The sequence below is a fragment of the Nocardioides sp. OK12 genome (genome assembly GCF_024341885.1).
Lineage (GTDB): Bacteria > Actinomycetota > Actinomycetes > Propionibacteriales > Nocardioidaceae > Nocardioides > Nocardioides marinisabuli.
On record NZ_BNET01000010.1, the window covers coordinates 44,597 to 63,799 of the forward strand.

The following is a 19,203-nucleotide window of genomic DNA, read 5'->3' on the forward strand; positions in this document are numbered from 1 at the left end:
GCCCGCACGCTAGCCCCTGGCGAGGGGTCCTGCCCGGGGGAGGTGTCGGTGCCCGCGCCTAGGATCGAGGGGTGAAGCGACGATGAGCAAGATGGACGCCCTGCGGGCGATGCGCGAGGCCAAGTACGAGGCCGCCCAGAAGACGGCCCAGAAGACAGCCCAGAAGACCACGAAGACCACCCGGAAGGTCGCCACGCCGCCCCCGGTGGCGCCGGCGGCCCCGAGGTCCTCGACGACCCCGGACGCCCCGGCCAGCGACGCCCCGGCCAGCGACGCACTGTGCGGGCACCGCAACATGAGCGGGCGCACCTGCACCCGGGAGCACGGGCACGCCGCGAAGAGCCACCGCTACTCCTGAGCGGTGACCGCCCGTCTCACTCCACGGGTGCTTGGAGCATCGCGACGATCATCCGCACCAGGTTGCCGACGAACTCGTCGGTCCCCAGCTGCGGCCGGCGCGAGTGCTCGCGGTCCATGGCGCGGGCGCGGTCGCTGACGGCGCGCAGCAGGAAGCCGGTCACCAGCGCGAGGCGCTCCTCGACGATGTGCGCGGGCATCTCCGGCAGCCGGGCGCGGATCTCCTCGAAGACCGCCCAGCCGCCGGTGCGCTCGAGCGCCTCGCGCACCCCCGGGTGGATGTCGATGCGCTCCTCGGCGACCAGCTCGGCCACGATCTGGACGTAGTGGCGACCGCTGCTGCCGGTCTCGGCCAGCTCGGTGGTCGGGCGCGCAGAGGCCTCGACGGCGGCCGCCAGGTCGCCCGGGCGCTCGCGGGCGGCGGCCAGGAGCGCGAGCTCGCGCTCGCTCAGGAACGCGGCGTGCTGCTCGAGCACCGCCGCGATCAGGCCCTCGCGGGTCCCGAAGTGGTAGTGCACGGCGCCGCGGTTGCGCTGGCCGGCCTGCCGGGTGATGTCGAGCAGGGAGGCGTTGGCCGTGCCGTGCTCGGCGAAGGCGCCGCTGGCCGCCGCGATCAGTCGCTGGCGGGTCTCGGCCCCGCTGTCGTTGCTCATCTCAGACCCGCGGGACGATGCGGCCCAGGAGGCCGCCCATCCGCTCCGCCGCGGCGCGCCCGGCCTCGATGACCTCCTGGTGGTCCAGGGGCTGGTCGCTGATGCCGGCGGCCAGGTTGGTGACCAGGCTGATGCCGAGGACCTCCATCCCGGCCTCGCGGGCCGCGATCGCCTCGAGCGTGGTCGACATGCCGACGAGGTCGGCGCCGAGCACGCCGGCCATCCGCACCTCGGCCGGGGTCTCGTAGTGGGGGCCGGGGAACTGGGCGTAGACGCCCTCGTCGAGGGTCTCGTCGACCTCCCGGCACAGCGCCCGCAGCCGGGCGGAGTACAGGTCGGTGAGGTCGACGAAGGTCGCGCCGACGATGGGGGAGCGGGCGGTGAGGTTGAGGTGGTCCTTGATCAGGACCGGGGTGCCCGGCGTCCACGCCGGGTTGAGGCCGCCGCAGCCGTTGGTCAGCACGATCGTCGAGCAGCCCGCGGCGGCCGCGGTGCGCACCGGGTGCACGACCGCCTCGACGCCGCGGCCCTCGTAGTAGTGGGTGCGGGAGAGGAAGACCAGCAGGTTGCGCTCGCCCTGGCGCACCGACCGGATCCTGCCGGAGTGGCCGGCCACGGCCGCCGCGCTGAAGCCGGGCAGGTCGGTGGTCTCGATCTCGGCCGTCGCCTCGCCCAGGGCGTCGACGGCGGGCAGCCAGCCCGAGCCGAGCACGAGGGCGACGTCGTGGCGCTCGACGCCGGTCAGCTCCGCGAGCCGCTGGGCGGCCTCCTGCGCGAGCTCGTACGGCGTGGCTGTGGGTGCGGCGCTGTGATTCACGCCGCGACTCTAGACGCTGGGGGCCGCGCGCGTCAGAGACCGGTGGAACGACACGGCCGGCGCCGCAGGGCCGCCACGTAGTCGGCGGGGGCGTCGGCCGCCTCGGCGGCGTCGGCGAGGACGCCCAGGTGCAGGGCCGAGGGCAGGCCGCCCTCGTAGGCGTCGAGGACGTAGGTCCAGGCGACCTCCTCGCCCGTCATGGTCGAGACCCGCACCTTGGTCTTGCGGTAGAGGCCCGAGTCGGCCGACTCCAGCGAGTCCAGGAGCTTCTCGTCCTCGCGGGTCACGTCGTAGAGCGCGACGAAGACCTGCTCGAAGGGGTCCTGCACGAGGGTGGGCAGCGCGCCGTCCCAGCCGTGCTCCTCACCCCCGAAGGTGAGACGCCAGCCCCCGAGCCAGCCGGTGGTGCGCAGCGGGGAGTGCGGGCAGCGCTCGCCCATGCGGCCCGGATCGAGGTTGGTCCCGTAAGCGGCGTAGAGCGTCACGACACCGAAGGCTAGACCGTCGGCGATCGGCATTAGGGTGGGGGCGTGACCCACTTCGATGTTCTCGTTCTTGGTGCCGGCCCCGGAGGCTACGTCGCGGCGATCCGAGCTGCTCAGCTCGGCAAGTCGGTGGCGGTCGTGGAGGAGAAGTACTGGGGCGGTGTGTGCCTCAACGTCGGCTGCATCCCCTCCAAGGCCCTCCTGCGCAACGCCGAGATCTCCCACCTCATCACCCACGAGAAGAAGACCTTCGGCATCGAGGGCGACGCCACGATGGCCTTCGGCCCGACCCACGCGCGCAGCCGCAAGGTCGCCGAGGCCAGCGCCAAGGGCGTGCACTACCTGATGAAGAAGAACAAGATCACCGAGGTCGACGGCTGGGGCACCCTGACCGGCACCACCGACGGCAAGCACGGCATCGACGTCAAGGACGCCGACGGCAACACCACCTCCCACACCTGCGACGACCTGATCATCGCCACCGGTGCCAAGACCCGGCTGATCCCCGGCACCGAGCTCAGCGAGCGCGTGGTCACCTACGAGGAGCAGATCCTCACCGACCAGCTGCCCGGCTCGATCATCATCGCCGGCTCCGGCGCCATCGGCGTCGAGTTCGCCTACGTGATGGTCAACTTCGGCGTGAAGGTGACCATCGTCGAGTTCCTCGACCGGATGGTGCCCACCGAGGACGCCGACGTGTCCAAGGAGCTGCTCAAGCAGTACAAGAAGCTCGGCGTCGACGTCATGCTCTCGACCAAGGTCGAGAAGATCGACGACTCCGCCGAGAAGGTGAAGGTCACCGTCACCAAGGACGGCGAGGAGCAGGTGCTCGAGGCCGACAAGGTCATGCAGGCGATCGGCTTCGCGCCCCGCGTCGAGGGCTTCGGCCTCGACGCGACCGGCGTTGAGCTCACCGAGCGCGGCGCGATCGCGGTCGACGCGCGCGGGCGCACCAACGTCGACGGCGTCTGGGCGATCGGTGACGTCACCGGCAAGCTGATGCTGGCCCACACCGCGGAGTCGATGGGTGTCATCGCCGCCGAGACCATCGCCGGCGCCGAGACCGTCGAGATCGACTTCGACATGATCCCGCGCGCCACCTTCTGCCAGCCCCAGATCGCCTCCTTCGGCTACTCCGAGGAGCAGGCGAAGGAGAAGGGCTACGACGTCAAAACCGCGCAGTTCCCGTTCTCGGCCAACGGCAAGGCCCGCGGCATGGCCGAGGGCGTCGGGTTCGTCAAGATCGTCGCCGACGCCGAGCACAACGAGATCATCGGCGCCCACATGATCGGCCCCGAGGTCACCGAGCTGCTGCCGGCGCTGACGCTGGCGCAGAAGTGGGACCTCACCGCCGACGAGGTCGCCCGCAACGTCTTCGCGCACCCGACCCTGTCGGAGGCGATGAAGGAGGCCGTCGAGGGGATCGCCGGCCACATGATCAACCTCTGACACCCACCACGCGCGGAAGGAACAGATGAGCGACAAGGTCGTCATCGTCGGGGGAGGCCCCGGCGGGTACGAGGCGGCGCACGTGGCCGCACAGCTGGGGGCGCAGGTCACCATCGTCGACACCGACGGGTTGGGCGGCTCGGCCGTGCTGACCGACTGCGTGCCCAGCAAGACCCTGATCGCCACCAGCGAGGTGATGAGCGAGGTGGCCGAGGCCGCCGAGCTCGGCATCACCTTCAACGACCCGCAGGGTGACGCGGCGACCGCCATCAAGGTCGACCTGGGCCGGGTCAACCGTCGGGTCAAGGCGCTGGCCGCCGACCAGTCCGACGACATCCGCCGCCGCCTCGAGCGCGACGGGGTCGAGCTGGTCGTGGGCCGCGGGCGCCTCGACGGCCCCGACCGGGTCGTGGTCACCGACGCCGAGGGCGCCGAGTCGGTCCTCGAGGCCGACGCCGTGCTCATCGCCACCGGTGCCGCACCCCGGGTGCTGCCCACCGCGCAGCCCGACGGGGAGCGCATCCTGACCTGGGAGCAGGTCTACGACCTCGACGAGCTGCCCGAGGAGCTGATCGTGGTCGGCTCCGGTGTCACCGGCGCCGAGTTCGCCAGCGCCTACCTCGCCCTCGGGGTGCCGGTCACCCTGGTCTCCTCGCGCGACCGGGTCCTGCCCGGCGAGGACGCCGACGCCTCCCTGGTGCTGCAGGAGGTCTCCGAGCGCCGGGGCATGAAGGTGCTCTCCAAGTCCCGGATGGAGTCGGTGACCCGCGACGGCGACGTCGTGACCGTCACCCTCACCGACGGGCGCACCGTCCAGGGCTCGCACTGCATCCTGGCCCTCGGCTCGGTGCCCAACACCGCCGACCTCGGGCTCGAGGAGTCCGGTGTCGTGCTCAAGGACGGCGGCTTCGTCAACGTCGACCGGGTCTCGCGCACCTCGGCGCGCGGCGTCTACGCCGCCGGCGACTGCACCGGCGTGCTGATGCTCGCCTCGGTGGCCGCGATGCAGGGCCGGATCGCGATGTGGCACTTCCTCGGCGACACCGTGCACCCGCTCGACCTCAAGAAGGTCTCCTCCAACGTCTTCACCGCCCCCGAGATCGCCACCGTCGGCTGGACCCAGCAGGCCGTCGACAACGGCGAGATCCAGGCGGAGGTCGTGATGCTGCCGCTCGGCGGCAACCCGCGGGCCAAGATGCAGGGGGTCCGCGACGGCTTCATCAAGCTCATCTGCCGCCCCGGCACCGGCATCGTCGTGGGTGGCAGCGTGGTCGGCCCGCGCGCCAGCGAGCTGATCCACCCCGTCGCGCTGGCCGTGGCCGAGTCGATCACCGCCGACCAGCTGGCCCAGACCTTCACCGTCTACCCCTCCATGAGCGGTTCGATCGCCGAGGCCGCCCGCCGGCTGCACCGGGTCTGACGCCCGGGGGCCTGGTGGAGTTCGAGCTCGAGGGCCCCGTCGTGGAGTGGCGCGGCCCGGCGCCGTTCTACTTCCTGCAGGTCTCCCACGAGGACTCCGAGGACCTCAAGGAGGCGGCGAAGGGCGTGGAGTACTGGGGCCAGGTCCCGGTGCTGGTCCGCCTGGGCGACGTGGAGTTCCGCACCGCCCTGTTCCCCCGGGAGAGTCGCTACCTGGTGCCGCTCAAGGTCGCGGTACGCCGGGCGGCCGGGCTCGAGCCGGGTCAGACCGTCAGGCTCCGGCTCGACGTGGTGCGCTCGGCGTAGTCGCCAGTGCCTCGCGCCGAAGGCGCCGGACGCCGACCCGCGGCCACCAGGGCCAGCCAGACGGTGAACCACAGCTCGGCCACGACCGAGGGCACCGCCACGACCGCGAGCATCAGGTCGGCGTAAGCCTCGTAGTCGCTGAGGACCAGATGGGCCACCGTGTCGGCGGCGTACGCCGTACCGGCGACGACGAGCAGCCACGCCAGCGGGCGGGGGGCGCCGGTGGCTCGCAGCAGCAGGAGCCCGACGAGCACCAGGTGCACGCCGAAGGCCGAGAGCCCCACGACCCACAGGAAGTCGAAGGACTGCAGGGCCAGCAGCACCGAGCTGTCGCTCGCCCCCGGGGTCTCGACCAGCTCGAGGGCGACGAAGAGCGCCACCATCGAGGCGCCCAGCAGCACCGTGTAGGTCAGCCGGAACCAGGCCGCGAGCAGGGCGAGGTCGGGCTGGACCGCCCGCAGCAGGACCAGCAGCGCCCACGCGATCAGCACGTCGAGCAGGAAGACGCCCAGGAACGCCACCGCCCCGAGCCGCAGCGAGGTCTCGTGCTCGACCAGGGCGGCAGCGGTGGCAGGGGCGTCGCCGGGCTCGAGGACGCTGCCGAGGGCGAGGAAGTTGGCGAGGACCGCCAGCACGAAGAGCAGCGCGTACGAGACCGCCGCCCAGCCCGCGGCGGTGCGGGGAGTGGTCGTGGGCGCGTTCACAGGGACACCGCGACCTTGCCGCGCGCGTGGCCGGCGACGAGGTGGTCGATGGCCTTGGCGGCCTCGTCGAGGGCGTAGGTGCGCTCGAGGACCGGTCGCACCACGCCCCGGTCGACCAGGTCGGCGAGCTCGGCGAGGTCGGCGGCGGTCTCCTTAGCCATGAACGAGGTCAGGCGCTGGTGGGTGAAGGGCGAGAGCACCATGGCGACCAGCTGGCGCTGGATGCCGCCGATCGACCGGTCACCACCCTCGCCCCCGACGATGACGAGGGTGCCCTCGCGCTCCAGGCAGCGGCGCAGCAGGCGGAGCGGGCGGAGCCCGGCGACGTCGATGATGACGTCCCAGCGCCGGCCCGCGTCGTCGATCTCCTCGCGGTCGTGGTCGATGACGTCCACGGCGCCCAGGGCGCGGACCAGGTCCGCCTTGGCTGCGCTGGCCACCCCCGTGACCTCGGCGCCGCGCGCCGCCGCGACCTGCACGGCGTACGAGCCGACGCCGCCGGAGGCGCCGATGACCAGGACCCGGTCGCCGGGGCCGACCCGCGCCAGGCGGACGGCCTGGAGGGCGGTGCCGCCGGAGATCGGCAGGACGGCGGCCTCCTCGAAGGAGAGGCTGGCGGGCTTGTGTCCCAGGCGGCGCTCGGGGACGACCGCGACCTCGGCGAAGGAGCCGTCGGCGGTGCCGATCACCTCGTCGCCGACCGCGAAGGAGGTCACCTCCGCGCCGACCCGCTCGACGACCCCGGCGACGTCGCGGCCCGGGACCGGGAACTTGGGGCGGCGCAGCCCGAAGGCCAGGCGCACGGCGTACGGGCGCCCGGCCATCAGGTGCCAGGTGCCGCGGTCGACCCCGGCGGCGCGCACCCGCACGAGCACCTCGTCGGGTCCTGGGGTGGGGGTCTCGATCTCGGTGAGCTGCAGGGTCTCGGTGCCGCCGTAGCGGTGCTGCGTGATGGCACGCATCGGGATCGTCCTTTCTTACGACGTAAGGTTGCGGATCCAACGTTAGACTTACGGTGTAAGTTCGGTCAACGACCAGATCGGGTACGGAGGACGGATGGGCAGGAGCGGTCTGACGCGGACGGGCATCGTGGCGGCGGCCGTGGGGCTGGCGGACGCCGAGGGCGTCGGGGCCCTGTCGATGCGCGCGGTCGGCAAGCGGCTGGGGGTGGAGGCGATGTCGCTCTACCACCACGTCGCCAACAAGGAGGACCTGCTCGACGGCATGGTCGACGCGGTCTTCGCCGAGTTCCACGCCCCCGAGGTGGGCGGGCCCTGGCGCGAGGAGATGCGCGCGCGCCACCACTCGGCGCGTGCGGTCTGCAAGAAGCACCCGTGGGCGGTGGGGATGATGGACTCGCGCCGCAACGCCGGCTTCGAGACCCTGCGCCACCACGACGCGGTGCTCGGCTGCCTGCGCGAGGCCGGCTTCTCGCTCGCGCTGACCGGCCACGCCTTCGCGGTCCTCGACGCCCACCTCTACGGCTTCCTCGTCCAGGAGCTCAGCCTGGCCTTCGACGGCGAGGAGGATCTCGCCGAGCTCGGCCGGCAGATCCTCACCGCCCTGCCTGAGGGGCAGCTGCCGTACTTCCGCGAGTTCACCCTCGAGCACGCCCTGCGGCCCGGCTACGACTTCGGGGACGAGTTCGAGGTCGGGCTGGAGCTGGTGCTCGACGGGCTCGCGGCCCGTCTCGAGGAGCCCTAGTCTGACGAGATGTCCGACGACGCGGTGCTGCAGCGGGCGCTGGCGCACGCGCGGGAGTGGCGTGCCGGTGCCCCCGAGCACCCGGTCGGGCCGAGCGCCGGGCTCGAGGAGATGCTGGCGACCTTCTGGGGTCCGCTGCCCGAGCGGGGCGCCGACCCGGTCGCGGTGGTCGACGAGCTCGCGACGGGCGCGGCTCCCGGGCTGCTGAACATCCAGTCCGGCCGGTTCTTCGGGTGGGTGATGGGCGGCAACCTGCCGGCGGCGCTCGGTGCCGACTGGCTGGTGAGCGCCTGGGACCAGAACGCCGGGCTGCGCGACGCGATGCCGGCCACCGCGGTGCTCGAGGAGGTCGCGGGCGACTGGTTGCTGGAGCTGCTCGACCTGCCGCGCGGGGCCGACGTCGGCTTCGTGACCGGCGCGACGATGGCCAACTTCACCGGTCTCGCGGCCGCGCGCTTCGCCGTGCTCGACCGGGTCGGGTGGGACGTGCACCACGACGGGCTGACCGGTGCGCCCCGGGTGCACGTGCTGGTGGGCGCCGAGCGGCACGACACGGTCGACCTGGCGCTGCGCTACCTGGGCCTGGGCGCGCCGACCGCGGTGGCGGCCGACGGCCAGGGGCGGATGGACCCCGCGGCCCTGGCGGCCGCGCTGCGCGACGTACCGGACGGCGAGCCGCTGGTCGTCTGCCTCCAGGCCGGCAACCTGCACTCCGGGGCCTTCGACGCCTTCCCCGACCTCGTCTCCGCGGCCCACGACCGCGGCGCGTGGGTGCACGTCGACGGCGCGTTCGGGCTGTGGGCGCGGGCGACGCCCCGGCTGGCCCACCTCGCGGCCGGGGTCGAGGCGGCCGACTCGTGGGCGACCGACGCGCACAAGACCCTCAACGTCACCTACGACTGCGGCATCGTCGTCGTGCGGGACCCGCTGGCGATGCGCAGCGCGATGGGCGTGCACGCGAGCTATCTCCCCGACGCCCCCGGGCCGGGCAACCCCTTCGAGAGGGTGCCCGAGCTCTCCCGCCGCGCCCGCGGCGTGCCGGTGTGGGCCGCGCTGCGCTCACTGGGTCGCGAGGGCGCCGCCGCGCAGGTCGAGCGGTTGGCGGCGCGCGCCCGGCACCTCGCCGACGGGCTGGCCGGCCTGCCGGGCGTCGAGGTGCTCAACGACGTGGTCTACACCCAGGTCTGCCTCGGCCTCGACGACGACCGGGTCGAGGAGGTCTGCGCGACCCTCACGAGGTCGGGTGAGGTCTGGATGTCCCCGTCGCACTGGCGGGGCCGCCCCGTCATCCGGGTGTCGGTGTCGAACGCCGCCACCACCGAGGACGACGTGCGCCGCACGGTCGAGGCCGTGCGGCGTGCCGTGAGCGCTCAGTCGGCGGAGACCTCGGAGCGGTCGCCCGACCAGAGCGTATGGAAGACGCCGTCGCGGTCGGTGCGCCGGTAGGTGTGGGCGCCGAAGAAGTCGCGCTGGGCCTGGATCAGCGCCGCGGGCAGCCGCTCCGAGGCCAGCGCGTCGTACGACGCCAGCGCGGAGCCGAACGCGGGCACGGGGACGCCAGCGGTGACGGCGAGCGCGACCACGCGGCGCCAGGCGGCCTCGCCGTCGCGGACGGCATCGGCGAAGTAGGGGTGGGCCAGCAGGGTGACCAGCGACGGGTCGTCGTCGAAGGCCTCGGCGATCCGGTCGAGGAACCGGGCCCGGATGATGCACCCGCCGCGCCAGATGCGGGCGACCGCGCCGAGGTCGATGTCCCAGCCGTGCTCCTCGGCCCCGGCCCTGATCAGGTCGAAGCCCTGGGCGTAGGCGACCACCTTGGAGGCGTAGAGCGCCGAGCGGACGTCGTCCTCGAACCCCTCGGGTGCCTCCGGGAGGTCGGGGCGGTCGGTGAAGGTCCGGCGGACCGCGTCGCGGTGCTCGGCGGACGACGACAGCGCCCGCGCGAAGACGGCCTCGCCGATCGCGGTGGTCGGCACGCCGAGACCGGTGGCGTTCTGCACGGTCCAGACACCGGTGCCCTTGGAGCCGGCCTGGTCGAGGATGGCGTCGACCAACGGCTCGCCGGTCTCGGCGTCCGACTGGCGCAGCACCTCGGCGGTGATCTCGATCAGGTAGGACTCGAGGTCGCCCTCGTTCCACTCGGCGTACACGTCGGCGAGCGCGGCGGGGTCGTGCCCGCCGATGCGGCGCAGCAGGTCGTAGGACTCGGCGATCAGCTGCATGTCGGCGTACTCGATGCCGTTGTGGACCATCTTCACGAAGTGGCCGGCGCCGTCGCTGCCGACGTGGGTGACGCAGGGCTCGTCCTGCGCCACGGCGGCGATCGAGCGCAGCGCGGGCGCGATGGCCTCCCAGGCCTCCTTCGACCCACCGGGCATCAGGGAGGGGCCGTTGAGCGCGCCCTCCTCGCCGCCGGAGATGCCGCAGCCGACGAAGTGGATGCCGCGCTCGCGCAGCTCCTCCTCGCGGCGGATGGTGTCGTGGAAGTCGGCGTTGCCGCCGTCGACGATGATGTCGCCCTCCTCGAAGCGCTCCGCGAGCTTCTCGATGACGGCGTCGGTGCCGGCGCCCGCCTGCACCATGATGATCGCCGTACGGGGCGTGGCCAGGGAGGCGACGAAGTCGTCGAGGGTCTCGGCGGCCACGAAGCCCGCCTCGGGATGCTCCTCGACCAGGGCGTCGGTCTTCGCGGTGGTGCGGTTGTGGACCGCGACCGTGTTGCCCTCGCGGGAGGCCAGGTTGCGGGCGAGGTTGGAGCCCATCACCGCCAGCCCGATGACACCGATCGTGGCCCGGTCGGTGCTCTGGCCGGTGGTCTGCTCGTCGTCGCTCACAGGTGCTCCTCGGTGGTCGGTGCTGGCGCTGGGTCCGACGGTATGCCGTCGTCCCAGCGCACCGGCCGCCCCGAGGGGTGGGTCAGAGGCAGCGCCGGTCGGTGGGGATCGCGGGGCACCGTGGATTTCCCTGTCCGTTCATCGCGGACGAGCACCATGTGCTGGTCGGAGGAGGGTGCGATGAGGACGCTGCGCTGCCTGTTGTCGCTGCACGACTGGGAGAAGGTCAGCTCGGAGGACGGGACCGGCCGGTTCCGCCGGTGCCGGCGCTGCCAGAAGCACGACTACCCGCCCACCGGCAGCGCTGGGAACTACGGTGCCGGGACGTTCGGAGGCAGCTGAGCACAGCTGACGTCCGACCCTCCGCCGCCGTGGTCCGAGACCCGGGGTGAGCGTCTACCCCGGACGGGGCCGCCGCCGGGCCGTTAGGCTGGCGCGCTCGCGGTCGCAGTGATCGCCGGACACCGACGTGTGAGCGAAGGAAGCGTATGTGCCGAGTACTCGCCTACATCGGGCCGGAGACACCTCTGGAGAGCCTGCTGCTCAGGCCGGAGAACAGCCTGATCAACCAGTCCCTCGACCCGGAGCGTCACCCGGAGCTCCAGCTGGCAGGGTGGGGTTTCGGGGCGTGGAGCGAGCACCTGCTCAAGCCGGAGGAGCCCTTCATCTACCGCCGGCCGATGGCTGCGTTCTACGACGACAACGCCGACCGCATCATCCCCAGCCTCCAGGCCAGCACGATGCTCGCTCATGTCCGAGCAGCCGCCTACAACTCGAGGACCGTGCTGGCCGACGAGAACTGCCACCCCTTCTCCTTCGAGGAGACCCCATGGACTCTCGCCCAGAACGGTGACCTGCCGAACTGGGTGCTGCTCCAGCGGGAGCTGCTGCAGCACTGCGAGGACAAGTACCTGAAGCAGATGCGGGGCACTACTGACACGGAGTTCCTCTACGTGCTCCTGCTCTCCCTGATGGAGGGCGACAGTGACGAGGAGGTCCAACGTGCGATCGAGGAGATGCTCCAGCTCATCGCCCGAGCGATGAAGCAGCTCGACCTCGCGGCCCTGACCAAGTTGAAGCTGGCCCTGGTGTCGCCGAACCGGATCATCGGCGTCAACGTCGGCCTCGGACACCAGGGCGAGACCAAGCCGGTCGGAGACTGGAGAGAGCTGCGGGAATCCGGCCCGGGCACGAGCGACTTCGCTCTCTCGATGCTCTTGGAACCGATGTACCTGCAGCTGGGTCGCAACTTCCAGCACGACGAGACGTCGTACGACTTCGAGGTGCGTTTCGAGGAGGAGGCGACCGCCGCCATCTTCGCCTCCGAGCCCCTGACGGACAGTGACGACGGCTGGTCGCACCTCGAGTTCGGCGAGATCGTCTTCCTGGAGAACCGGGGCGAGCGCGTCACCAAGACCGTCAGGACGTTGGAGGTGTAGACGCGCTGGCGCCGGAGTCGCATCCAGGCGTTTGCGCAGGTCAGGCGGCCAGGGCGCCGTTGTCGGTGGCTGGTGCTTGAGTGGGTGCATGCTCGGGAAGCCGGTGGTGGGGGAGATGTCGGGGGACGCTGTCCTCGACACTGCTGCCGCGCTGGCGACCACCGCTCAGCAGGCGGAGGTGCAGATGCTGGTGGTGGCCTACCGGTGGGCGGTGCTCAACGACCCCGACCACCAGCTCGACCCTGTCGAGGTGTCCAAGCCGGGGCGGGAGCAGGTCAAGCAGCTCGGCGGGGTCGGCACGCGGCCGGTCAGCGAGTTCGCGGCGTCGCTGTTGGGGGCGCGGATCGGGCGCAGCACCTATGCGGCGTCGGCGTTGATCGCTGACGCGCAGGACCTGCAGGACCGTCACCCGGTGCTGTGGGGGCGGGTGGTGGCCGGTGAGGTCCGTGCCTCCTATGCCCGGTTCGTGGTGACGAAGACCCGTGAGCTCGACGCCCTCGAGGCCGGGTGGGTGGATGCGGAGGTCGCGGAGTCCGCGGACGGTCGGATCACCTGGACCCGGTTCGAGGCGTTGGTGGTCGGGAAGGTCGCGGCTGCGGCACCGGAGCTGGCGCGGGAGAAGGAGGAGCGTGCCCGGCGGGCGACGTTCGCGAAGAAGATCGGGACACCTGAGCACGGGATGGCCTCGTTCCTGATCCGCGCCCCGATCCCCGTGATCGAGCAGCTCGACACCGCCATCAGCGCCGTCGCGGAGCGGCTGCGCGAGCAGCTCCCCGATGACCCCCATGCCGCCGACGTCCTGCGCCAGCCGGTGGGTGAGGAGCAGCCCGACCAAACCCCCACGGCGGTGAGCGCTGATGAGCGCCGCGTGCTGGCGGTGCTGATGCTCGCCAACCCCGACACCGCCCCCGAGGGCCTCGACATCCGGTCCCTGGCGCCCCGCGCCGAGCTCGTGGTCCACCTCGACGGCCGTTCCATCGCTGATGCTGGCGCACCGCTGCCGCCGATCGGCCGCGTGGAGGGTCACGGTCCGGTGACCCGGGAGTGGGTCCGCGACGTCCTGGGACCGCACGCGCGGTTCACGATCCGTCCGGTGTTGGACCCGTTGGGTCAGGTGCCGGTCGATGCGTATGAGATCCCGGCGCGACATAGGCGGGCCGTGCGGGTGATCTCGCCGGCCGATGTGTTCCCCTTCTCCTCCTGCACCAGCAACAGCATGCAGGTCGACCACACCGACCCCTGGGCACCCGGGGACGCCGGGGGTGCGAGCGAGGTCGGGAACTACGGGCCGATGACCACCCTCCACCACCGCGTCAAGACCCACGGGCACATGCGGGTCAAGCAGCCCTACCCCGGCATCTTCATCTGGCTCGACCCCTACGGCGCGCTTTACCTCGTCGACCACACCGGCACCCGCCGCATCGACCACGCCGCCTGACGAGCATCCCGAGGGCGACCCGCTACTGGCGACCGATCATCCCGGCCTGCGACACCCCGGCCCGGGTGCCGGCCTCGGCCTTGGCGACGCTGGTCAACCAGCCGGAGGTGGAGGCGTTGGACACCGAGCTCCACGAGTGGATCGCCGCGTCGTCGGCGGCGTACCAGGGCACGTAGCGGTCGCCGACGCGCACCTGGCGCACGTCGGGCGCCTCGCCGTCGTCGAGGCGCAGCGCGTCGTTGCGGCAGACCTCGACCTCGCGCTCGGAGCCGTGCGGGGGCGTCCACGCCACCGTCGTGACCGCCGGGCCGTGCTGGGGGTTGAAGAAGCAGGGGCCGCGACGCTCCGGCAGCGGTTCGCCGGCGCGCAGGGCCAGCACCGCCGCCCGCGCGTAGCGCCCCCGGTTGAGGACCTCCTCGACGGCGCCGACCTCCTCGACGGTGCTCGCCGCCTCCAGCGACGCCGCCGCGGCCGCATAGGCGTCGAGCGCCTCCTGGTGGAAGTCGCGCACCTCGTGGCCCTGCGAGCCCGCGAGGTCGACGTCGAGCTCGGCGACCTGCTCGCCGAGCACCGTCACGTCCTCCCGGGCCAACCGGCGCGCCGACCTGAACTCCTCGGCTGCCACCAGCTCCCGCTCACGACGGTCACGACGGGCGCTCCACGGTGTCCTCATGCCTCCTCTTTACCCTGTCGGACCCGGTCCATGCCCACCGACAGGCCAGCAGACCAGGGTCCGCCACTGCTGCGGGTCGGGCTCGGCCTCGGGATCGCTCAGGTAGGACTCCCACGGCGGGCCCGCGGCCGCCAGCCCCTGCTCGCGCATCCACGCCTCGAGGGCGGCGTAGGTCTCGCCCAGCGTGTCGTAGGGCCCCGTGTGCAGCACCTGCGCGACCTCACCACCCGGCAGGAGCAGGTCGTGGACCGCCTCGCCCTCGCTGGTCGTGCTGCCCACCGCGGCCGAGACCGGGAAGCCCGCCTCCACCTCGACGCGCTCGCCCGGCATGGAGGGGTACAGGCCGAACGGCGGCCCGACGAGCTCCACCCCCGCCGCCGCGGCGGCCCCCGGCACACCGTTGAAGGCCCGGCCGAAGAAGGCCGGCATCTCCTCGGGCGTGATGTCCCCGCGGACGGCGAGCGCGGGCTGCGGCTCCAGGGTGACGATCTCGATCGACGACGTGGCCATGACCCAGCCTGAGCCCCGTTGTGCCTCCAGGACAACCTTTGCTGGGTGTCGCGCGTCGTACGCTGCGCCCACCCACGCTCTCGGAAGGCCCCCCATGTCTCGTCGCGCCGCCCTGCTCGCGCTCCCGCTCGCCGCCCTCCTGGTGGCCGCGCCCGCCTCCGCCGAACCCCGTGAGCGCGAGGACCGCGCCGCCGACGTGGTGCTCGAGGGCCGCGGCTTCGGCCACGGCAAGGGGCTGTCGCAGTACGGCGCCAGGGCGGCCGCCACCCAGGGGCACACCTACGGCGAGATCCTCGACTTCTACTACCCCGGCACCCAGCGCGGCAGCGTCGGTGGCGACGTCGAGGTGCTGATCAGTGCCGACACCACCTCCGACGTCAAGGTGCGCCCCGCCAAGGCGCTCAAGGTGCGCAGCCTGGGGGAGGGCCGCACCTGGAAGCTCAAGCGCCTCGAGCCCACGGCCACGACCTGGCGCGTCACCTCCGCGACCCGTGGCCGCAGCAAGGTCGAGGCCAAGGTCGACGGCGGCTGGCGCAGCGTCCTCAAGCCCGAGGGCGACGCCGAGCTGTTCGCCAAGGAGCCGATCACCCTGCTCCTGCCCGGCGGCAGCGCCACCTACCGCGGCGTGCTCCGCTCGGCCTCGACGGGGGAGGGCCGCCAGCGCGACACCGTCAACGTGGTGGGCTTCGAGGACTACCTGCGCGGCGTCGTCCCCGGCGAGGTCCCTGCGCTGTGGCCGGCCGCCGCGGTGCGCGCCCAGGCGGTCGCCGCCCGCACCTATGCGGCGTACGAGCGCGACCACGCCCCGAGCGGTCGCCACTACCAGCTCTGCGACACCTCCGCCTGCCAGGTCTACCGCGGCGTCGAGGCCGAGCACGCCGGCTCCGACGACGCCGTCGCCGCCACCGCGGGCGAGGTCGTCACCCACGACGGCGCCCCCGCCTTCACCCAGTTCTCCGCCAGCAACGGCGGCTGGACCCGGGCAGGGTCCTTCGACTACCTGCAGGCCGTCGAGGACCCGTGGGACACGGCTCCCGAGGCTCGGAACCCCTACGCGCAGTGGACCAGGACGCTCACGGCCACCGACCTCGAGAAGGCGTGGCCCGGCTCCGGCAGCTTCGTCTCCCTCGAGGTCGTCGCGCGCGACGGCAACGGCGCCTGGGGCGGGCGGGTGGTGCGCGTCGAGGTGCGCTTCACCGGCGCCACCCGCAGCCTGACCGGCGACCAGCTCCGCAGCTGGTTCGGGCTGCGCTCCGACTGGTTCGCTCTCCAGCCGTAGCCCTGGTGCCCTCGCGGACGCAAGGAAAGCCCAAGGTCGCTCGGCTTTGCTTCGAGTGCTGAGTACCCCTCGATCCCAAGGAGGCGACCCATGCGTCGCTCCAGCACCTCCCTCCTCCTCGCCTCGTTGCTCACGGCTGTCGCTGGGGCAGGGGCCACCGCCCAGGCCCACGACCGCACCGAGCACGACGACGACGGCCACGGCCGCGCCGACCGCTTCGAGGCCGAGCTCGAACCCGTGAACGGCGACGGCGACGGCAGGGCCAAGCTCCGCAAGCGCGACGGGAAGCTGGTGGTCAAGCTCAAGGCCAAGGGGCTCGACGACGGCATCCACATCGCCCACATCCACGGCACGGCCCAGGCCCAGAGCGAGTGCCCGGGCAGCTCGTTCGACACCGACGGCAACGGCGTCGTCGACCTGCTCGAGGGACTCCCCGCCTACGGCCCCGTCCAGATCACCCTGAGCGACGGCCTGAGCGACGTCGGCACCCGCCTCAAGTACAGGCGCAGCTACACCCAGCGCGACAACGGGGACTCGCTGGAGTCGCTGGGCGACCTGAGCCAGTACGCGATCGTGGTCCACGGGGTCGACCTCGACCACGACCACATGGCGACCAACACCGACGCGGCCGGCGACGGCCAGCCCAACCCTGCCGACAACGAGATCTCGATGCCCGCCCTGTGCGGTGTCATCGAGGTGGACTGACTCAGAGCCCCCTCGGCCGGCCGGGTGCCGTCGGTCAGACGACGCCGAGAGCGACCCGGCCGTCCTCGACGTGCCAGCGCTGGTCGAGGCGCACGTTGGCCAGCAGCCGGCGGTCGTGCGAGACCAGCAGCAGCGCGCCGTCGTACGCCGCCAGCGCCTCCTCGAGCTGCTCGATCGCGGGCAGGTCGAGGTGGTTGGTGGGCTCGTCGAGCACCAGCAGGTTGACCCCGCGGGCCTGCAGCAGCGCCATCGCCGCCCGGGTGCGCTCGCCCGGTGAGAGCCGGCCCACCTCGACGCCGACCTGGTCGGCCTTGAGCCCGAACTTCGCCAGCAGGGTGCGCACCTCGGCCTGGGTCATCTCCGGCACCACCCGCTCGAAGGCCGTCCCCAGCGCCACGCCGTGGTCGAGGCCGGTGCGCGCCTGGTCGATCACGCCGACGGCTACCGAGGCACCCAGCGACGCCGAGCCGCTGTCGGGCTCGGACCAGCCCAGCAGCAGGCCCAGCAGCGTGGTCTTGCCGGCGCCGTTGGGGCCGGTGACACCGATCCGCTGGCCGGCGTCGACCTGCAGCGACACCGGGCCGAGCGTGAAGTCGCCCAGGCGACGGGTCGCCTCGTTGAGGGTGGCGACCACCGAGCTCGAGCGCGGCGCCGCGGCGATGTCGAACTGCAGCTGCCACTCCTTGCGCGGCTCCTCGACCTCCTCGAGCCGGGCGATCCGCGACTCCATCTGCCGCACCTTCTGCGCCTGCTTCTCCGAGGACTCCGTCGACGCCTTGCGCCGGATCTTGTCGTTGTCGGGGGCCTTCCTCATCGCGTTGCGCACCCCCTGCGAGCTCCACTCGCGCTGGGTGCGGGCCCGCGCGACCAGGTCGGCGCGGGTGCCGGCGTACTGCTCGTAGGCCTCGCGCGCGTGGCGCCGCTTGACCGCCCGCTCCTCCAGGAACGCCTCGTAGCCGCCGTCGTAGACGCTGACCTGGCCCTGCGCCAGGTCGAGCTCGACGATGCGGGTCACGCACCGGGCGAGGAACTCGCGGTCGTGGGAGACCAGCACCACGCCGCCGCGCAGGCCGTGCACGAACGCCTCCAGGCGGGCCAGCCCGTCGAGGTCGAGGTCGTTGGTGGGCTCGTCGAGCAGCACCACGTCGAAGCGGCTCAGCAGCAGCGCCGCCAGCGCGGCCCGCGCTGCCTGGCCGCCCGAGAGCGCGGTCATCGGGGTGGCCGGGTCGACGTCGAGGCCGAGGTCGGCCAGGACCGGGCCGAGCCGGTCCTCCAGGTCGGGCGCCCCGCTGCCCAGCCACCGGTCGAACGCCGCGGCGTAGGCGTCGTCGGCGCCCGGCTCGCCCGAGCCCAGCGCGTCGGCGGTGCGCTCCATCTCGGCGGTCGCCTCCGCCGCGCCCGTACGCCGCGCGACGTACTGCCCGACGCTCTCGCCGGGCACCCGCTCGTGCTCCTGTGGCAACCAGCCCACGAACGCGTCGCTCGGCGCGCACGCGACGCTGCCGCCGAACGGCGCCGTGGCGCCGGCCAGCAGCCGCAGCAGGGTGGACTTGCCGGCCCCGTTGGCGCCGACCACGCCCACCACGTCCCCGGGGGCGACGGTGAGGTCGAGCCCCTCGAAGAGGACCCGGTGGCCGTGCCCGCCCGACAGGTCCTTCGCCACCAGGGTGGCGCTCACCGCTCGAGCCCGTCGAGCATCCGGCGCATGCGCGCGATCTCGGCCGACTGCCCGGCGTTGACGTCGTCGGCGAGCTCGAGGACCCGCCGGTCCTGACCCGCGGTCAGCACGTCGACGGCCATCTCCACCGCGCCCTCGTGGTGGCTGATCATCCCCTCGAGGAAGAGCCGGTCGAACTGGACGCCCTCAGCCGCAGCCAGGGCCGCCATCTGCTCGGCGTCGAGCATCCCGGCCATGCCGGCGTGCCCGTGGGAGGCGTGGTCCCAGTCGCTGGGGTCGTCGCCGGGCCCCGGGACCTCGACGCCCTGCTCGCCCAGCCACCCGGCCATCAGCAGGATCTCGGGACCCTGCGCCGCCTCGATCCGTGCGGCCAGGCCGGCGACCTCGGGGGAGTCGGCGCGCGACTCGGCCAGCTCGGCCATCTGGAGCGCCTGCTGGTGGTGCGGCACCATCATCTGCACGAAGGCCAGGTCGTCGTGGTTCCAGCCCGGGGCGCCGAGCACCGCGTCGGCGTCGAGGGTCACCGCCGGCTCGCCGGGCGACCCCGGCTGGACCTGCGCGACCCCCGGGTCGGCCGAGCTGCTCGGACCCGGCTCGGCGGCCTCGCCGCTGCAGGCGCTGAGCCCCGCCAGGCAGACGACGACCACGACGGCCAGGGCGTGCCGCGCGGTCGCGGGGGAGGGGAGCGTACGCATCAGGAGGCAATCAGAACACGGCCGCGCCGTAACTTCTGAGGCCCCGCGGGGTTGCAGC

Annotated in this window: 21 protein-coding genes; 11 read left to right on the plus strand and 10 right to left on the minus strand. The window is 72.7% G+C overall.

Going from position 1 to position 19,203, the window contains the following annotated elements:
• Window positions 1-82: 82 nt before the first annotated feature.
• On the plus strand, window positions 83-358 hold the full coding sequence (locus OCU29_RS19375; RefSeq protein WP_261821209.1) for a hypothetical protein: 276 nt from the start codon (window positions 83-85) through the stop codon (window positions 356-358).
• 16 nt (window positions 359-374) lie between these two features.
• On the opposite strand, the gene OCU29_RS19380 is transcribed toward OCU29_RS19375, so the two are convergent.
• From OCU29_RS19380 to OCU29_RS19390, 3 genes are read right to left on the minus strand one after another with little or no spacing between them, the layout of a single operon-like run.
• Window positions 375-1,010: a TetR family transcriptional regulator gene (locus tag OCU29_RS19380; RefSeq protein WP_261821210.1), complete on the minus strand. Its 636-nt coding sequence runs from the start codon at window positions 1,008-1,010 to the stop codon at window positions 375-377.
• A 1-nt stretch (window position 1,011) separates the two neighbouring features.
• On the minus strand, window positions 1,012-1,827 hold the full coding sequence (locus OCU29_RS19385) for a purine-nucleoside phosphorylase (RefSeq protein WP_179614012.1): 816 nt from the start codon (window positions 1,825-1,827) through the stop codon (window positions 1,012-1,014).
• A gap of 32 nt (window positions 1,828-1,859) precedes the next feature.
• Window positions 1,860-2,312, minus strand: coding sequence for a gamma-glutamylcyclotransferase family protein (locus tag OCU29_RS19390; protein ID WP_179614011.1), 453 nt, complete (start codon window positions 2,310-2,312; stop codon window positions 1,860-1,862).
• Window positions 2,313-2,357: 45 nt separating this feature from the next.
• Here OCU29_RS19390 and lpdA point away from each other — a divergent pair, with 45 nt between their 5' ends.
• Genes lpdA through OCU29_RS19405 form a run of 3 tightly spaced genes read left to right on the plus strand, consistent with a single transcriptional unit; the run spans window position 2,358 to window position 5,486 of the window.
• Window positions 2,358-3,761 carry a dihydrolipoyl dehydrogenase gene (lpdA, locus tag OCU29_RS19395; RefSeq protein WP_261821211.1) on the plus strand — a complete coding sequence of 468 codons (1,404 nt, stop codon included), beginning with the start codon at window positions 2,358-2,360 and terminating at the stop codon, window positions 3,759-3,761.
• Window positions 3,762-3,786: 25 nt separating this feature from the next.
• Entirely contained in the window at window positions 3,787-5,181 is a 1,395-nt protein-coding gene (locus OCU29_RS19400; RefSeq protein WP_179614009.1) for an NAD(P)H-quinone dehydrogenase, read from the plus strand.
• 14 nt (window positions 5,182-5,195) lie between these two features.
• On the plus strand, window positions 5,196-5,486 hold the full coding sequence (locus OCU29_RS19405) for a DUF1905 domain-containing protein (RefSeq protein ID WP_261821212.1): 291 nt from the start codon (window positions 5,196-5,198) through the stop codon (window positions 5,484-5,486).
• On the opposite strand, the gene OCU29_RS19410 is transcribed toward OCU29_RS19405, so the two are convergent.
• Window positions 5,444-6,190, minus strand: coding sequence for a DUF4386 domain-containing protein (locus tag OCU29_RS19410; RefSeq protein ID WP_261821213.1), 747 nt, complete (start codon window positions 6,188-6,190; stop codon window positions 5,444-5,446). The genes OCU29_RS19405 and OCU29_RS19410 overlap by 43 nt on opposite strands.
• Complete coding sequence (locus tag OCU29_RS19415; protein WP_261821214.1) at window positions 6,187-7,152, minus strand: NAD(P)-dependent alcohol dehydrogenase; 966 nt, start codon at window positions 7,150-7,152, stop codon at window positions 6,187-6,189. Before OCU29_RS19415 ends, OCU29_RS19410 begins: the two co-directional genes overlap by 4 nt.
• A 94-nt stretch (window positions 7,153-7,246) precedes the next feature.
• On the opposite strand from OCU29_RS19415, the gene OCU29_RS19420 reads away from it, so the two are divergent.
• Together OCU29_RS19420 and OCU29_RS19425 are read left to right on the plus strand one after the other, a co-directional pair.
• Window positions 7,247-7,894 carry a TetR/AcrR family transcriptional regulator gene (locus OCU29_RS19420; RefSeq protein WP_261821215.1) on the plus strand — a complete coding sequence of 216 codons (648 nt, stop codon included), beginning with the start codon at window positions 7,247-7,249 and terminating at the stop codon, window positions 7,892-7,894.
• Between the two features lie 9 nt (window positions 7,895-7,903).
• Complete coding sequence (locus tag OCU29_RS19425; RefSeq protein WP_261821216.1) at window positions 7,904-9,340, plus strand: pyridoxal-dependent decarboxylase; 1,437 nt, start codon at window positions 7,904-7,906, stop codon at window positions 9,338-9,340.
• On the opposite strand, the gene gndA is transcribed toward OCU29_RS19425, so the two are convergent.
• Window positions 9,265-10,728, minus strand: coding sequence for an NADP-dependent phosphogluconate dehydrogenase (gndA, locus tag OCU29_RS19430; protein ID WP_261821217.1), 1,464 nt, complete (start codon window positions 10,726-10,728; stop codon window positions 9,265-9,267). The two genes, OCU29_RS19425 and gndA, sit on opposite strands and share 76 nt — an antisense overlap.
• Window positions 10,729-10,908: 180 nt before the next feature.
• On the opposite strand from gndA, the gene OCU29_RS19435 reads away from it, so the two are divergent.
• The 3 genes from OCU29_RS19435 to OCU29_RS19445 all read left to right on the plus strand — a co-directional run bounded on the left by OCU29_RS19435 (window position 10,909) and on the right by OCU29_RS19445 (window position 13,605).
• On the plus strand, window positions 10,909-11,070 hold the full coding sequence (locus tag OCU29_RS19435) for a hypothetical protein (RefSeq protein WP_179614002.1): 162 nt from the start codon (window positions 10,909-10,911) through the stop codon (window positions 11,068-11,070).
• A 146-nt stretch (window positions 11,071-11,216) separates the two neighbouring features.
• Entirely contained in the window at window positions 11,217-12,167 is a 951-nt protein-coding gene (locus OCU29_RS19440) for a class II glutamine amidotransferase (protein ID WP_261821218.1), read from the plus strand.
• Between the two features lie 88 nt (window positions 12,168-12,255).
• Window positions 12,256-13,605, plus strand: coding sequence for a 13E12 repeat family protein (locus OCU29_RS19445; protein ID WP_261821219.1), 1,350 nt, complete (start codon window positions 12,256-12,258; stop codon window positions 13,603-13,605).
• 22 nt (window positions 13,606-13,627) lie between these two features.
• Here the strand turns inward: OCU29_RS19445 and OCU29_RS19450 are convergent, their stop codons facing one another.
• On the minus strand, window positions 13,628-14,278 hold the full coding sequence (locus OCU29_RS19450) for a hypothetical protein (protein WP_179613994.1): 651 nt from the start codon (window positions 14,276-14,278) through the stop codon (window positions 13,628-13,630).
• Window positions 14,279-14,287: 9 nt separating this feature from the next.
• Window positions 14,288-14,788, minus strand: a complete 501-nt coding sequence (locus OCU29_RS19455) for a GyrI-like domain-containing protein (RefSeq protein ID WP_261821220.1) — start codon at window positions 14,786-14,788, stop codon at window positions 14,288-14,290.
• A gap of 94 nt (window positions 14,789-14,882) precedes the next feature.
• Here OCU29_RS19455 and OCU29_RS19460 point away from each other — a divergent pair, with 94 nt between their 5' ends.
• The gene (locus OCU29_RS19460; protein WP_261821221.1) at window positions 14,883-16,067 is read left to right on the plus strand and encodes a SpoIID/LytB domain-containing protein; all 1,185 of its coding nucleotides are present in this window, start codon (window positions 14,883-14,885) and stop codon (window positions 16,065-16,067) included.
• A gap of 90 nt (window positions 16,068-16,157) precedes the next feature.
• Entirely contained in the window at window positions 16,158-16,772 is a 615-nt protein-coding gene (locus tag OCU29_RS19465) for a hypothetical protein (protein WP_261821222.1), read from the plus strand.
• Between the two features lie 34 nt (window positions 16,773-16,806).
• Here OCU29_RS19465 and OCU29_RS19470 read toward each other — a convergent pair whose 3' ends face one another.
• Both OCU29_RS19470 and OCU29_RS19475 read right to left on the minus strand, forming a co-directional pair.
• The gene (locus tag OCU29_RS19470) at window positions 16,807-18,450 is read right to left on the minus strand and encodes an ABC-F family ATP-binding cassette domain-containing protein (RefSeq protein ID WP_261821223.1); all 1,644 of its coding nucleotides are present in this window, start codon (window positions 18,448-18,450) and stop codon (window positions 16,807-16,809) included.
• Window positions 18,447-19,145: a DUF305 domain-containing protein gene (locus tag OCU29_RS19475; RefSeq protein ID WP_261821224.1), complete on the minus strand. Its 699-nt coding sequence runs from the start codon at window positions 19,143-19,145 to the stop codon at window positions 18,447-18,449. Before OCU29_RS19475 ends, OCU29_RS19470 begins: the two co-directional genes overlap by 4 nt.
• Window positions 19,146-19,203: the final 58 nt, after the last annotated feature.

Coding starts and splice junctions, on each gene's coding strand:
- OCU29_RS19380 (WP_261821210.1), bottom strand. CDS start 1,010: ATGAGCAACGACAGCGGGGCCGAGACCCGCCAGCGACTGATCGCGGCG.
- OCU29_RS19455 (WP_261821220.1), bottom strand. CDS start 14,788: ATGGCCACGTCGTCGATCGAGATCGTCACCCTGGAGCCGCAGCCCGCG.
- OCU29_RS19475 (WP_261821224.1), bottom strand. CDS start 19,145: ATGCGTACGCTCCCCTCCCCCGCGACCGCGCGGCACGCCCTGGCCGTC.
- OCU29_RS19435 (WP_179614002.1), top strand. CDS start 10,909: ATGAGGACGCTGCGCTGCCTGTTGTCGCTGCACGACTGGGAGAAGGTC.
- OCU29_RS19425 (WP_261821216.1), top strand. CDS start 7,904: ATGTCCGACGACGCGGTGCTGCAGCGGGCGCTGGCGCACGCGCGGGAG.
- OCU29_RS19375 (WP_261821209.1), top strand. CDS start 83: ATGAGCAAGATGGACGCCCTGCGGGCGATGCGCGAGGCCAAGTACGAG.
- OCU29_RS19440 (WP_261821218.1), top strand. CDS start 11,217: ATGTGCCGAGTACTCGCCTACATCGGGCCGGAGACACCTCTGGAGAGC.
- OCU29_RS19420 (WP_261821215.1), top strand. CDS start 7,247: ATGGGCAGGAGCGGTCTGACGCGGACGGGCATCGTGGCGGCGGCCGTG.
- OCU29_RS19465 (WP_261821222.1), top strand. CDS start 16,158: ATGCGTCGCTCCAGCACCTCCCTCCTCCTCGCCTCGTTGCTCACGGCT.
- OCU29_RS19400 (WP_179614009.1), top strand. CDS start 3,787: ATGAGCGACAAGGTCGTCATCGTCGGGGGAGGCCCCGGCGGGTACGAG.
- OCU29_RS19415 (WP_261821214.1), bottom strand. CDS start 7,152: ATGCGTGCCATCACGCAGCACCGCTACGGCGGCACCGAGACCCTGCAG.
- OCU29_RS19450 (WP_179613994.1), bottom strand. CDS start 14,278: ATGAGGACACCGTGGAGCGCCCGTCGTGACCGTCGTGAGCGGGAGCTG.
- OCU29_RS19460 (WP_261821221.1), top strand. CDS start 14,883: ATGTCTCGTCGCGCCGCCCTGCTCGCGCTCCCGCTCGCCGCCCTCCTG.
- OCU29_RS19445 (WP_261821219.1), top strand. CDS start 12,256: ATGCTCGGGAAGCCGGTGGTGGGGGAGATGTCGGGGGACGCTGTCCTC.